Below are 16,004 nucleotides of genomic sequence, written 5' to 3' on the forward strand. Positions count from 1 at the left end.
AACAGTTTTCGCTTGCGCCAGAATGGCAATCTACAAGCTACCGATCAAACTCAAGCCATTGGCGCCGAACTGGCTGCCGACCAGCGTGACGTCGTTGGCCAGCAAGGCCACCAGGTCGGCACGGCTATGGTTGTCCAGGTAAGCGTCCCATTGCGCCAGCACGTTGGCGCCCGGAGCCTGGTGCACGGTGTTCTGGTACAGCAGTGTGATAAAGGTGTTGTCGTCCATCGCGCCGAAGCGCTGCACGAATTCCGGCGACTGTACAAAACCGTTGGCCAGCGCACTGCCATGCAAACCACCGGCGGCCCAGAACTGGAAGCCGACGAAGTCACCGGCACGGCCCAGGGTCAGGTGGTACAACATGCCGATTTCCTGCAGCGTGGCAGCGCCGATCTGGGTGAAGCCCAGGTCCAGCGTGGTGCCATTGAATTCGCCTCGTTCGATTTGCAGGATGGTGTCCTGCCCGCCATCCTGCTCGCCGATCGTCACCTCGCCGCCGCTGGTCAGCGACAGCGAGTAGTTGGCCGCCGCACCGCTGTAGACCACCGTATCGATGCCGTCGCCCCCCACCAGCCGGTCGGAGCCGGCGCCGCCAGTCAGCCGGTCGTCGCCGGAATTGGCGATCCAGCCCTGCTCCTGCGTCAGCAACTGGCTGCCCAGCGCCATGCCGTCATTGCTGAGCCATGCGGCGCGGTGATCGCTGCTCAGGGCAATATCGGCCAGCACACTGGCGCGCACGCTGGTATCGCCCGGCGCCTCGTCCAGGCGGGACAGCCACGGCGCCAGCGCCGCTTCGGCGGGCTTGGCGCCCAGCGCGTTTTCCAGCAGGCGCGCCACGTAATCGTGATTGTTCAGCGCATTCAGGTTTTGCTGCGCTTCGACCGGCATCAGGAAGCCTTCCGCCAGTTGCTGCGTGCTGAGTTCCGGATGGGTAAGCCAGAAGTTCAAGCCCACCAGGTCCGGTTCGCGATGGAAGGCCGCGTGATACAGCAGCGACAAGGTCTCCAGCCGCGCCGCATCGGCATTCGCGAAGTGCAGCAGCGCGACGCCGCCGTTCAGTTCCGCCGCAGTCACCGTCTCCACTTGCGTGGCGCCGGTTATCGCCATCTGATGCTGACCTACCACCTTGCCATCCTTGAGGAAGAAGTGCCACTGGCCAGCATCGCTACGGCCGCCTTGCAGCACATCGTTGCCGGCGCCGCCCACCAGCGTATCGTTGCCCTTGCCGCCGGCCAGCACGTCATCGCCGTCGCCGCCATCGAGATAGTCGTTGCCGGCAGCGGTGGCCAGGATGTCATTGCCGCCATTGCCATACAGGGTGTCGTTGTCGACGCCTGCCGACAGCACGATGCGCTGCGCCTCGCCATCACCGATGAAGAAGTTCTTGCCGGCCCCGCCCTGTACATTGGCAGCGCCGATGATGGCGGCAAAATCCACATCATCCAGCTGCAGGCCTATGCCCTGCGGCAGCGCGCGCGCATCGACCACCAGCGCAATCGCCGTGTTGTCTGCCGCCGCTGCGGCTGGCGCTGCGCTATGCAGGGCGTGGGCGCCGCCGCTGGTCACCGCGTCGCCGCCGGTAATCATCAGTACCGCGTCGGCGGCCGCCGCGGTGGCGTTCATGGTCAGCGTCGCATGCTGCAATTGCACGGCAGGGTCCAGGCTATTGAGGAACTGCTGCGCCTGGGATTCCATGGCCGCGCGCGTCGCCTGGCCGGCAGCGGTGTGGTCATCGATACGGCCAATCAGGTCCGTCAGCGCTGCACCGCCGCTGAGCAGCACCGATGGGCCTTGCGCTTCAAAGCCCACTCCGATTGGCACGCTGACCACCAGCGTGGTGCCGGGGTTCTGGCCATTGGGCGCCAGTCCGATCGGAATGTCGGCCAGATTGGCGTGGCTGGTGGTGGTGTCTTCGGGACGGCTGGACGTGATGATCGGCACCGTGACGGTACGCGTCGGCAGGCCACTGACCGGATCAGTGCCATCCAGCGTATGAATCACCACCCCATCCACGGTGGACGGCGTGCCGGGCACCTCCGGCGTGTTGGTATCCACCGGTACCAGCAGGAAGGTGAATGCAGAATTCACGTTGCCGGCGGCGTCCGTGACGACACCCGTGTTGACCGCCACCGTCAACGGCACCGTGCTGTTGGGCGGCGGCGTAATCACCACCTGATAGCTGGTGCCGCTACCGGTGAAGCTGGTCACCGTGCCGCCCACCACAATCAGATCCGCCAGCGTCAGTGCCGCCGGGTCGCTCAGCGTCAGCGTAATGACTGCGCTCTGGCCTTGCGCCACTGTGGCGAGATTGCTGGCCAGCGCCACCGTCGGGTCCACTGTATCGACCGTGTAGGGCGCCGCATAGGCGGTGCTGAAATTGCCGGCGGCGTCGATCACGCGCACGATCAGCGTGCTGCTGCCGGACAGCGTCTGGTTGCTGGTCCAGCTGCTGGCCCCCACTGCGATGCTGAGATTCTGCCAGCTGACGCCATTGTCGAGCGAAATCTGCACCACATCGCCGGCCGCCAATGGTGCGCTCAGGTTACCGCTCAAGGTTTGCACCGGCTGGTTGGTAATCAGATCGCCGCCGGTGCCGCTATCGGCCGAGAACTGCACTCCACCGGCAGTGGCGGACGGCGCCAGCGTATCGATCTGCAGTGCGGGAATGGCGCCGGCCGCCCCCGCATTGCCGGCGGCATCCTGGTAAGCGCCACCGACCGAGATGGTGGCGTTGCCGGCTGCCACCCCGGAATTCGGCGTAAAGGTCGCCGTGTACACCAGCGGATTGCTGGTGGCGGTCAGCGGACCAAGCGTACCGCCAGTGACACTGATGTCGCTGGCACTGAAGCCCACCGGCGCTTCGGAGAAGGTGAAGGTGATCACGGCCGGCGTTACATTATTGGCAGTGGCGACGTCGCTGCTGATCGTCACCGTAGGCACCGACTGGTCCAGCGCATAGGGCGTGATGGTTTCGGCGCTGTGGTTGCCGGCGGTATCCGCCACGCGCACGCGCATCACACCGCTGGCGGTCAGCATGTGCGCCAGGCTCCAGCTGGTGCCGGTCACGGTGGCGACATCCCAGGTGACGCCATTGTCAAACGACACCTGCACCATTTCCCCGGCCCCCAGCGCTGCCGACAGCACGCCGCTCACCACCTGCGAAGGATTCGAGGTCACCAGGTCGGTATTGCTGCTGCCGGTATCGTTGGAGAACAGCGGCCGGCCGACGGAAGCGGAGAACGGCGCCAGCGTATCCATGCTGATGCCCGCCGACGCGCCACCCAGGCCAAGGTTGCCAGCGAGGTCGCTGTACACGTTCGGCGCCACACTGATGCTCGCCGTGCCAGCGTTGACACCCGGTGTCGGCGTGAACAGCGCGGTGTACACCAGCGGGTTGGCCGTCGCGCCAAAGCCGCTCAAGGTTCCGCCCACCGCCGTGATATCGCCGACGGCAAAGCCCTGCGGCGTCTCGCTGAAGGTGAACGTAATCAGCGCCGTCTCGCCCGCCTTCAGTGACGCTGCGCTGCTGCTGATGACGACCGAAGGCGGCTGCGCATCGACATTCGCCACCGTCACCACACCGCTGCCCGCACCGGGATTGCCGGCCGCATCGGTATAACTGGTGGCGCCGATCGCCACCGTGGCCGGGCCGTTGTAATTGGCCAGCGGCGTGAACGAGGCCGTGTACACCAGCGGATTGGCAGTGGCGGCCAGACCCGTCACACTGATGCCGGCGACGGTCAGATCGCCCGCAGTAAAGCCATGCGGCGCTTCGGTAAAGGTAATCGTGAGCGTGCCCGTATCGCCCGCCTTGACGTTGACGACGTTGGAGGAAATGCTGACGCCGGGTGGCGTCATATCCAGCACATAGGCCGACGAACTGGCCGGGCCATGGTTGCCCGCGCCGTCCGTCACGCGCACTTGCAGCACATTGCTGGCCGTCAGAATCACCGGTGTCGGCAGCGCCCATGCCGTGCTGCCGATAGCGGAAGTTGCGGGCACCCAGGTAGCGCCATTGTCCAGCGAGACTTCGACGCTTTCGCCGGTCTGCAGGCTGGCGGTCAGCGTGCCGCTCACGGATTGCAGAGGATTGCTGGTAATCAGATCGGCGTTGCTGATGCCGTTATCGTTGGAGAAAATGACCGAAGCGCCCGTGGTGCCTGGCGCCATGGTGCTGTAGTTGATGGTCGGCGTGGCCGCCACCACGCCGGCATTGCCAGCGGCATCGAGGAAACTGCCCGCGCCGACCGACACCGTGCCGCTGCCGGAGGACACGCCGGCGGTCGGTGTGAATAAGGCGGTGTACACCAGCGGATTGGCGGTCTGGCCAAAGCCGCTCAGCGTACCGCCGCTGACGCTGATGTCGCCCAGCGTGAAGCCGACCGGCAGCTCGTTGAAGGTGAAGGTGATGGTGGCCGATTCGCCTATCCGCAGATTGGTGCTGCTGCTGGTGATATTCAGCGATGGCGGACTGGTATCGACCGAGATCAACGGCGAAGCCGCCGCCCCGCCGTTGTTACCGGCGGCATCCATGTACATGCCTGGCGCCAGCGTCACGCCGGACGTACCACCGGACAGGCCGGCCGCTGGCGTCAGCACCACCGTGAACACCGACGCGCTCACTGCGGTAAAGCCGCTCAGCGTGCCGTTGAGCGGCACCAGGTCGCTCAAGGTAAAGCCGACCGGCGCTTCGCTGAACGTAAAAGTCAGCGTGGCGGAATCGCCCGCCTTGAGTGCCGTGGCGCTGCTGGTGACGGTCATGGTCGGCGCCACCAGGTCCAGCACATAGGCGGCCGAGAACGCAGGCCCGGTATTGCCCGCATTATCGGCAACGCGCACCTGCAAGGTGCCACTGCCGGTCAGCGATTGCGGTGTCAACGCCCAGGCACTAGGCCCCGTGGCCAGGGCATTCAGCCAGGTGACGCCGTTATCCAGCGAGACCTGCACCTGTTCGCCCGCCATCAGCGGCGCACTGAGCGTGCCGCTGATGATCTGCGCTGCGGCATTGGTAATCAGATCGCTGTTACTGACACCGTTATCCGCCGAGAAGCTGACCGAGGCGCCGCTGGTGGTGGGCGCCAGCGTATCAATCGAGATCGGTGCACCGGCCACATTGGACCCGACATTGCCGGCAGCATCCGTATAGACGCTGCCGGCCACGCTGATGACGCCATTGGCGGCGGCGACGCCCGCATTCGGCGTATAGGTGGCGGTGTACACCAGCGGATCGCTGGTGGCGGTCAGTCCGCTCAGCGTGCCGTTGGTGGCGCTGATATTCCCCAGCGTGAAGCCGGCAGGCGCATCGCTGAAGGTGAAGGTAATGGTGGCGGTATCGCCGATCTTGAGCGCACTGGCGCTGCTGGTGATGGCTAGCGTGGGCGCCTGCGTATCAACGCTGATGGCAGGCGAGCTGCCGCCGCTGCCGTTATTACCGGCGGTGTCGGTGTACAGATTGTTCCCCAGCGTGACGCTCGCATTGCCGGTGAGGCCAGCCGTCGGCGTCAGCACCACCGTGTACACCAGCGGGTTGGCGGTGGCGGTGAAGCCGCTCAGCGCGCCGCCCGTGGCGATCAGATCGCCCAGCGTAAAGCCGGCTGGCTGCTCGCTGAACGTGAAGGTAATGGTGGCGCTCTGGCCAATCTTGAGCGTGCTGGTGTCGCTGGTGATGTTGACGGTCGGTGGCGTGTTGTCCAGCAGGTAGTTGAAGGTGCTGACCGTGCCGTGGTTGCCATTGCTGTCGCTGACGCGCACTTGCACCGTGCCGGTGCTGGTCAGCGTCTGTCCGGTCAGCGCCCAGGAGTTGCCGCCTGCCGTAGCATTGGCGGTGGTCCAGGTGGTGCCGTTGTTGAGCGAGACCTCGACGATATCGCCCAGGCTCAGCACACCGCCGCCCAGCGTACCGGCGATGGTTTGCGCTGCCACATTGGTAATCAGGTCGGTGCTGCTGCTGCCCGTATCCGCTGAGAACAGCACGGTGCTGCCGACCAGTCCCGGCGCCAGCGTGTCGATGCTGATTGGCGACGACGAACTGGAACTGCCCGCATTGCCGGCGATGTCCGCATACGCGCCGTTGGCCACGCTGACCACTGCATTGGCGCTGGCCACATTGGCAGCCGGCGTGAAGACTGCCGTGTACACCAGCGGATTGGCCGTCTGCACCAGATTGCTGATCGTGCCGTTGGTGGCACTGATGTCACCCAGCGTGAACTGCGCCGGCGTCTCGCTGAACGTAAAGGTGATGACCGCCGTGCCTGTGCTGTTCAGTGAAGCGGCGCTGCTGCTGATGTTCAAGGTTGGCGCCAGCGTATCGACACTGATGGCGCTCATCACACCGCCCACGCCGAGATTGCCGAGGCTATCGCTGAAGGTGCCGCTGGCAATGCTGATATTGCCCGTGCCGTTGGCGACACCGGCATTGGCCGTGAACACCGCCGTGTACACCAGCGGATCGGCGGTGGCGGTAAAGCCGCTCAGCGTGCCGCCATTGACGCTCACATCGCCCAGCACGAAACCGACCGGCGCGGTACTGAATTTGAAACTGATGTTGGCGGTATCCCCGGCCTTGAGGGCCGTGACATCGCTGAGGATGGCCACCCCTGGCGCCACCGTGGCGTAGCTGATGGTTGGTACGGCCGCAGCCTGGCCATTATTCCCGGCCAGGTCAGTATATGTACCTGACGCCACCGAAATCGCACCGACACCCGAGGCCTGGCCTGCAGTCGGCGTGAAGACAGCGGTGTATACCAGCGGATTGGCGGTGGCCGTAAAGCCGCTCAGCGTCCCGCCGCTGACCGTGATGCTGCCGGCGCCAAAGCCCACGGGCGCTTCGCTGAAAGTGAACGTGATCAGCGGCGTATCGGCGCTGTTGAGTACTAGCTTGCTGGAGCTGATGGCCAGCGTAGGCGGCGTCTGGTCCAGCGTGTAGGCGGCCGTATAAGCCGTACCGTGATTGCCGGCGGCGTCGCTGACGCGCACCTGCACGTTGTGGCCCGCGCCGGTGGTGATGGTCTGTCCCGCCAGCGACCAGGCATTGCTGCCGGTGTTGCTGGTGGCGGTCACCCAGGTGCTGCCATTATTGAGCGAAATCTCCACCACCTCGCCGCCCTGCAGATTCGCGCTCAGCGTGCCGCTCAGGTTTTGTGCGGCGACATTGGTGACCAGATCACCAGCCGCACCGCTATCGCTGGAGAACACCACGCTGGCCCCGGTCGTGGTCGGCGCCACCGTGTCTACCGCAATCGCCGGCGATGCCGCGCCGATACCGGCATTGCCAGCTTTGTCGGTATAGCTGCCAGCCGTGACCGCGACGCTGTCATTGGCGCCGTTGACGCCGGCGTTCGGTGTGTAGACTGCGGTGTAGACCAGCGGATTGGAGGTCTGCACCAGGTTGCTGAGCGCCCCGCTGCCGGCCGTAATGTCGCTCAGGCTGAAGCCATCGACTGCCTCGCTGAAAGTAAAGGTGATGGTGGCCGTCTCGCCGGCCTTGACCGCACTGGCGCTGCTGCTGATGCTGACCGTGGGCGGCGTGGTGTCCAGCACATAGTTGACCGAGTACGAGGTGCCATGATTGCCTGCGGCGTCGCTGACACGCACTTTCAGCGTATCGCTGGCTGTCAGCGTCTGACCGGTGAGGCTCCACGCGCTGCCGGCGCCCGTCGCCGTGGTCCACGTGGCGCCATTGTCCAGCGAGACTTCCACATACTCGCCCGTTCCCAGCGGGGCCGCCAGCGTGCCGCTGATGGTCTGGCCGCTGGCATTGGTAATCAGGTCAGTCGCGCTGCTGCCATTGTCGACCGAGAACACCACCGTGTTGGCGACTGCGGCCGGCGGCAATGTATCGATGCTGATGGGCGGCGTCAGCGCTGCGCTGGCCGCATTGCCCGCCGTATCGGTAAACGCGCCGCTGGCGATGGTGATGCTGGCCGAGGTGCCCTGGATGCCTGCGGTCGGCGTAAACACCGCCGTGTACACCAGCGGGTTGGCCGTCACCATCAATCCGCTCAGCGTGCCGCCCGTGGTAACGACGTCGCCGGCGGTAAAGTCCACCGGCAGTTCGCTGAAGGTGAAGGTCACGGTCGCCGTTTCCCCTGCCTTCACCGCAGCGACGTTGCTGGTGATGGCAACGGTGGGCGCCAGCGTATCGATGTTGATGACCGGTCCATTGGCGCCACCGCCGCTATTGCCGAAGGCATCGGTGTAAGTCCCCGCGCCCACGCTGATGTTGGCCACGCCGGTAGCCAGGTTGGCATTCGGCGTGAATACCGCCGTGTAGACCAGCGGGTTCGCGGTAGCCGCAAAGCCGCTCAGCGTGCCGTTGCTGTAGCTGATGTCCGCCGCCGTGAAGCCGGTCGGCGGTGTGCTGAAGGTGAAGGTCAGCGTCGCTGCCTCGCCCGACTTGAGCGCCACATCGTTGCTGGTGATGAGCAAGGACGGCAGCGTGGTGTTGATGGTGATTGGCACCGTCGCACTGGCCTGGCCATTGTTACCTGCCGTATCCGTGTAACCGTTGGCGATGACCTGCGCGGTGGCGGTCACGCCGGACTGCCCGGCGCTGGGTGTGAAGACTGCCGTGTACACCAGCGGATTCGCGGTCGCCGTGATGCTGCCCAAGGTGCCGCCACTGACCGCCACCGACGATGCGCTGAAATTGCTGGGCGCCTCGGTGAAGGTGAAGGTCAGCGTCGCCGTCTGGCCGGCGCGCAGCACCGCCAGGTCGCTGCTCACCGCCACCGATGGCGGCGTGGTGTCCAGCACATAGGCCGCGCTGTAGGCGGCGCCATGGTTGCCGGCGGCGTCATTGACGCGCACCTGCAAGGTGTCGCTGCCGGTCAGCGTGCGGCCGCTCAGCGACCAGCTGCTGGAGCCCGCGCTGGCGGTGGCATTGATCCAGGTCGCGCCATTGTCCAGCGATACCTGCACCACTTCGCCCGAGACCAGTGCGGCGCTCAGCGTACCGCTGATATTCTGCGCAGCGGTTTTGGTAATCAGGTCGGTACTGCTGCTGCCCGTATCGGCAGAGAACACCACGCTGGCGCCGGTGGTGGTTGGCGCCAGCGTATCGATGCTGACCGACGGCGAGGTGCCGGCCGTGCCGCTGTTGCCGATCAGGTCGGTGTAGGAACCGCTGGCCACGGTGACGCTGGCGGCGCCGCTGGCCACATTGGCATCTGGCGTGAACACCGCTGTGTACACCAGCGGATTGGCGGTGACCGTAAAGCCGCTCAGGGTGCCGCCGCTGACCGCGACATCGCCGGCCGTGAAGCCCAGCGGCGTCTCGCTGAAGGTAAAGGTGATGGTGGCCGTATCGCCGATGTGGACCGCCGACAGGTTGCTGGTGATGGCCAGCGTTGGCGCGCGGGTATCGACCAGCACCACCGGCGTGGCGCCGCCGCCGCCCTGGTTGCCGAAGCTGTCGGTGTAACTGCCGCCCGTGACGGTAATCGACGCGTTGGCGCTGACGTTGGCGCCCGGCGTGAACACTGCCGTGTACACGCCGCCGCCCACATTGGTCAGGCTGCCCAGCGTACCGCCGCTGACCACGATATCATCCGAGGCAAAGCCGGTCGGCGGACTGCTGAAGGTAAAGGTGATGGTGGCGGTCTGGCCGGTTTTCAGCGTGGCCGCATCGCTGGTAATCACCACGCCCGGTCCCAGCGTGTTGATGGAAATGGCGGCCGATGACGCACCAGCGCCATTATTGCCGGCCAGGTCGATATAGCTGTTGGCCGCCAGCGATACGCTGCCCAGCAAGCCGCTCAAGCCACTGTTCGGCGTGAACTCCACCGTGTAGACATTGGGATTGGCCGTGGCCACCAGGTTGGCCAGCGTGCCGCCAACGGCGCTCAGGCTGGCCAGGCTCAAGCCGCTGGGCGTTTCGCTGAAGGTCAGCGTAATCAGCGCACTCTCGCCGCTCTTCAGCACACTGACATTGGAACTCAGCGAGGCGGTTGGCCCGGTGGTGTCCAGCACATATGCCGAGCTGCTGGCGGCGCCGAGGTTGCCCGCCGCATCCACCACGCGCACCTGCAACGTATTGCTGCCGCTGAGCGTCTGGCCCGCCAGCGTCCAGGCCGTGCTGCCGGTGCTGCTGCTGGCCGTGACCCAGGTGCTGCCGTTGTTGAGCGAGACTTCCACGTGTTCGCCCGATGCCAGCCCGCTGCTCAGGATACCGCTGATGGTCTGGGCTGCTGTTTTCGTAATCAGGTCGGTGGAGCTGGCGCCGGTATCGGCGGAGAACGAGACCGACGCCGAGGTGTTGGTTGGCGCGGTGGTATCCAGCACATAGCTTGCGCTCAATGGCGTGCTGCTGCCGCCGGGATTGGTCACACGCACCTGCAAGGTGCCGGAGCCGGTCAGCGTCTGGCCGGCGAGCTGCCAGGTGGTGCTGCCCGTACTGGCCGTGGCGGTGGTCCAGGTGGCGCCGTTGTCCAGCGATACCTGCACCGACTCGGTGCTGCCCAGTCCTGCGCTCAGGGTGCCGCTGATGGTCTGCGCGGCTGTCTTGGTAATCAGGTCGGTGTTGCTGATGCCGGTGTCGGCCGAGAAGGCGACCGACAGCGCCGTGGTGCTGCTTGGCGTCGCCGAGACCACCGTGGTGGCATTGTTGCTGACGATGACGCTGCCGTCGTTGATGGCCACCGTAAACGTCGTGGTGGCGTTCATGCCGGTGGTGCTCTTGAACACCAGCGCCTGCAACGCGGCCTGTGCGGCGCTGGGCGCCACTGAGGACAGCGTGTACGTCACGCCGCCGTCCGTGGTCACGAAACCGGAAGCGCTCAGCGAGCTGGCCGTGAATGCGCCCTTGGCAGCGCTATCCGGCGTGATGGTAACGATGACCTGCGCCCCCACATCCGGGTCGGTCAGCGTGACACTGGCGAACGGATGCAGCGTGCCGCCCGCCGTCACCGCCTGCGATGCAGCCGTGCCGCCCAGCGTCGGTGCATCATTAACCGACGTCGCCGTGACCACCGTGGAGGTATTGGCCGCACTTGCTGCCCCATTGCTGTCGGTAGCGGTGATGGTAAAGGTGGTAGAGATGCCCACGCCAACCGCCGCCTGGTTGGCGGTCGGCGTAAACACCAGCGCCTTCAGCTGCGCGGTCAGCGCGGCGGGCGTGGTGGCGCTCAGCGTGTAACTGCCATTGCTGCCGCTCAGTCCCGTACCGCTCAGGGTGCCGTTGGCGCCATTGAAGCTGATGGTCATGCTGACGTTATCGCCGTTGACATCGGCCACCGTCACATTGCTGAACGGGCTGAGGGTGGCATTGTCGTTGACCGCGCCTGCCACGGCGCCGGTGATGGTGGGCGGACTGTTGCTGGTGTTGGTGACCGCGATGCCGACGCCGGTGACCGCCGTGTTGGCATTGCCGATCACGCTGTTCCAGTCATCGCCGGCCGACAGCACATACGTCGTGCCGCCCGCCGAGGCAGTACCGTTCTTGTTGAGCAGCGCCTCCACTGCAGCGATATCGGCGCCGGACAGCGTGACGGCGAACGAGGTCGCGCTGGTCACATCCACATTGCCGGTGGTGCTCAGCGTGCGCGTGACGCCGCCCTCGCCCTTGAACGTCAGCTTGGCCACGGTGACGTCGTTGGCCGCGCCCGTGATGCCGACCAGGTTATTGCCCGTGACCGTCAGCACATGGGTGGCGGCGTTGTAGCTAGCCGAGGTAATCGTCGGCAGCTGCACGTTGTTGACCGTGATGGCATTGCCGGTCATGTCAATGCCGTTACTGAGATTGCTGTCCCAGTTGGCGGCCGCCGCAATGTTGAAACTGGTGCCATCCACGCTGGCAGTGCCGTTGTTATTCAGCAGGCCGTTAATCGCCAGCTTGTCGGCCGCATTCAGCGTAATCGATGCGGCGGTGGTGCTGGAGGCGCTCACCACGGGCGAAGTCAGCGTGTAGGTCTGGCCATTGGCGCCAGTGATGGTCAGCTTGCTCGGGTCGATGGCGTCGCCGGCGCGGATGCCCACCGCCGCCAGCGTCAGCACGCCGGTGTCGGCGCTGTAGGAAGCGGAACTGATGCTGTTGGCGGCGCGCGCATTGGCGATGGCGATATCGTCAATATCCACCTCAAAGCCCAGCGGGTTCACGATGCGGATGCCGTAGATGCCCTTGAAATTCGCCATCGAGGCAAAGTTCAGCAAGCCGTATTCATTGATGAGCAAACTGGTCAGCGAAACGCCAACGCCAGTCGGCTGGTAATTGGCATCCAGCGCATACACGGTAAAGATCACGGTGCCGAGCAGGTTGCCCACCAGGCTGCCGCTGCCCAGATTGATGCTGAGGACGTCAAACACGCCGCTGTTGGCGCGCAGGTCCACATAACTCACGGGCGACAGCAGCGAACCGTTGACCACCAGGCGGTCATCGCTGAGCGGTATGCCAATCACATTGGTGCCATTGACGTTGACCACCGAGACGCCACCGCCATTGCTGCTTTGCGTGTACAGATCCAGCCCGAGGCCGAGGATGTTATCGCTATGTACCACCGCGCCCGCCGCCAGGCCAGTGGTGTTGAGCAGCGTGACATTGGCATTGGTGCTGAACGTGATGGTGCCGTTGCTGCCGCCATTCACCAGGCCCAGCGTGTGGGCATAGTCGAGCTCCGCCTGCGGGTTCAATGCGCTGGCCGTCTCGATGCTGCCGGTGCTGCGCTCAAGCGTCCAGTTGGCGCCCAGCAGGCTGCTGCCGGTGATGTCGGTGGAAGCGGCCACGTCGGCACTGGTGGCCTGCGCCAGGCCGTCGATAAACGCCAGCCCGCTGTCGCCTGCGGCAACGTCGCAGCCATACAGCAGCAGATCGCCGCCCGCGCGCAGCGCGCCGCCCCATTCCAGCAGGGCGTCGTGATACGCCTCCAGGTGGGCGCTATCCAGTACGGATTTCCCCAGTTGCAGCTGACCGGCAGCGCCATGGGAAACAATCTGGATGCTATCGAGGCCTGTGTGCTGGCGCAACACGGTGGCGATCTGCTCCACGCCATCGCGCCATGAAACCAGTTTAACCACAAGTACATCATCGGCCACACCGGCAGCCAATGCGGCCGCGTCAGCGACGCCCGCATCGATGAATAATACTGAGTGGTACGTACGGTTCTGGTCCCTCATCTTGCTTCTCCGCATCATTCAGGCCGATGACTGATTATGAGTAGCTTCAAAGCGAACACAAAATTTTCCCGTTTGCCAAACGTTCTGTCCGCGATGGCAAAAGTACGGGACGCTGACTAACCAAGAGTTATCCCGGCTTTTGTTAAAATGCTCTTTTTGCCGCCTGCCGGCGAGTTCGGCCAATTTCGGTTACTCTCAGCACCAATAATTTATTTGCTGCACCAGAAAGGATTTCAAATTGCCAACTCTTTTGACACGTCGCCTGGCCTTGTTGGCCGATGAAAAACACCGCGCCGTGCTGGCTGGCGGCCTGCGCGGCATCGAACGGGAGACTTTGCGCGTGGACCGCGCGGGTCATCTGGCGCGCACGCGGCATCCGGTGGCCATGGGGGCGGCACTGACGCATCCGCAGATCACCACGGACTACGCTGAAACCCTGCTGGAATTCATTACCCCGGCCGAAAAAGACATTGCCGACACCATCGCCAAACTGGATGGCATCCACCGCTACGCCTACAGCAAACTTGGCGACGAGCTGCTGTGGAGCCAGTCCATGCCATGCCAGCTGCCGCCGGAAGAAGAGATTGAAATTGCCTGGTACGGCAGCTCCAACCTGGGCACGCTCAAGCATGTGTACCGCCGCGGCCTGGCGCTACGCTATGGCAAGGCCATGCAATGCATCGCCGGCATCCACTATAACTACTCGCTCGACGAGCGCCTGTGGCGCGTGCTGGCCGAGCATGAAGAAACCGTCGGCAAGCCGCTGACGCCGCGCTCCTTCCAGTCGGAAGCCTATCTGGCCGCCATCCGCAACTTCCGCCGCTACAGCTGGCTGCTGATGTACCTGTTCGGCGCCTCGCCGGTGCTGTCGGCCGGCTTCCTGCGCGGCCGCCCGCACAAGCTGGAAGCGCTGTCCGCCGATACGCTGTATCTGCCGTACGCCACCAGCCTGCGCATGAGCGACCTCGGTTATCAGAACGATGCGCAGTCGGGCCTGAGCCCGCACGAGAACTGCCTGGACAGCTACGTGGCGGCGATGACCAAGGCTGTCAACCAGCCGTACGAGCCGTACGCCAAACTCGGCACCAAACGCGATGGCGAATGGATACAGCTGAACACCAATGTGCTGCAGATCGAGAATGAGTACTACTCGACCATCCGTCCCAAGCGCGTGATCCAGACCGGCGAGCGTCCGATCCAGGCGCTGTGTGCGCGTGGCGTGCAGTACATCGAAGTGCGCTGCATGGACGTCGATCCGTTCGAGCCGGTCGGCATCAACGTCGCCACCGGCCGCTTCCTCGACGCCTTCCTGCTGTTCTGCGCGCTGGAGGAAAGCCCGACCACCACGCCGGAGCAAAGCGCGCGCTACACCGAGAACTTCGCGCGTACCGTGAAGGAAGGCCGTCGTCCGGGCCTGACGCTGCACAACGGTGTCGAAGAAGTACCACTGCCGGTATGGGGCGCGGAGCTGCTGGAGCGTATCCGCCCGGTGGCGGCCCTGCTCGATACGCTGCGCGGCGACAGCGTGCATGTCGACACGCTGAAGGCGCAGGCAGCCAAGCTGCAAGATCCGGAACTGACGCCATCGGCGAAGGTGCTGGCCGCACTGCGCGCCAACGGCAAATCGTTCAGCGCCTTCGCGCTGGCGCAAAGCGAAAAGCACGCGGCCTACTTCCGCAGCCATCCGCCCAGCGCCGAGGAAGCGGCCTACTTCGACAACCTGGCCGCCATCTCGCTGGCCGAACAGGCCGAGATGGAAGCTGCACCGCAAACCGACTTTGACGATTACGTCGCCGCCTACCGCGCCAGCAACCTGTGCCAGTCGCGCCTGGACTGTGATTAATGCTCACTTTCTACAACGAACAGCACGCGCAGCACCGTGGCCGCTACGAGATTTTTCGTGGCGAGATGGTGCCGTGTTTTGAAAAGCCGGAACGCGCGGATGCCGTGCTGGCGGAGCTGGGTCGTCGCGGCCTGGGCCGCATCGTTACACCGCATGGCGTGCCCTTGATGTCGCTGGAGCGCATCCACACGCCGCGCTACCTGCACTTCCTGCGCAACGCCTGGAGCGAATGGGTGGCGCTGGACCCGGCCAATGCCGGCAAGGACGCCTTCCCCGCCGTGTGGCCGGTCCGCACGCTGCGCGACGATATCGAGCCGGACAACTTCTGCGCCAAAATGGGCCTGTATTCAATCGACAGCGGCACACCGCTGACCGCCGGCACCTGGACCGCCGCCAAGACCGGCGCCGATTGCGCGGTCAACGCGGCGCATGCGCTGCGTCTCGGTGAACGCGCCGCGTTTGTGCTGAGCCGTCCGCCGGGCCACCATGCAGGCGCCGATTTCTTCGGCGGTTACTGCTTCCTGAACAATGCCGCGCTGGCGGCGCAGCACATGCTGGACGACGGCGCACGCAAGGTCGCCATCATCGATATCGACTACCACCACGGCAATGGCACACAGAGCATCTTCTACAACCGCGATGATGTGCTGTTCATTTCCCTGCATGCCGATCCGCGCAATGAGTACCCGTTCTATCTCGGCCACGCCGACGAACGCGGCGAAGGTGCTGGCCTCGGCTACAACCTGAACATCCCGCTACCGGCAGGCACCAGCGCCAAGGCGTGGCTGGCGGCGCTGGAAACCGCCTGCATCCGCATCGGCAGCTTTGCACCGGATGCGCTGGTGGTGTCGCTGGGCGTGGACACGTTCGCGGGCGATCCGCTGTCGCGCTTCACGCTGCAGAGTGCCGACTATCTCAAAATCGGCGAACGCCTGGCGTGGCTCAACCTGCCGACCGCCTTCATCTTTGAAGGCGGCTATGCCGTCAAAGAACTGGGCATCAACGTGGTCAACGTGCTGGAAGGCTACGAGACCGCTCTGTAATCAGTGAGGCC

General features: G+C 64.7%; 3 protein-coding genes. 2 read left to right on the forward strand and 1 reads right to left on the reverse strand.

All coding sequences use genetic code 11. The features are described from left to right. Window positions 1-30 precede the first annotated feature (30 nt). A complete protein-coding gene (locus tag GTP58_RS12590) occupies window positions 31-13,107 on the reverse strand; it encodes an Ig-like domain-containing protein (RefSeq protein ID WP_161077756.1) in 13,077 nt (4,358 codons plus the stop codon). 238 nt (window positions 13,108-13,345) lie between these two features. Here GTP58_RS12590 and gshA point away from each other — a divergent pair, with 238 nt between their 5' ends. Both gshA and GTP58_RS12600 read left to right on the forward strand, forming a co-directional pair. Beyond that, a complete protein-coding gene (gshA, locus tag GTP58_RS12595; protein ID WP_161077757.1) occupies window positions 13,346-14,950 on the forward strand; it encodes a glutamate--cysteine ligase in 1,605 nt (534 codons plus the stop codon). Beyond that, window positions 14,950-15,993: a histone deacetylase family protein gene (locus GTP58_RS12600; RefSeq protein WP_161077758.1), complete on the forward strand. Its 1,044-nt coding sequence runs from the start codon at window positions 14,950-14,952 to the stop codon at window positions 15,991-15,993. Before gshA ends, GTP58_RS12600 begins: the two co-directional genes overlap by 1 nt. Window positions 15,994-16,004 lie beyond the last annotated feature (11 nt).

It is taken from the genome of Duganella sp. CY15W (assembly GCF_009857555.1).
Lineage (GTDB): Bacteria > Pseudomonadota > Gammaproteobacteria > Burkholderiales > Burkholderiaceae_D > Rugamonas > Rugamonas sacchari.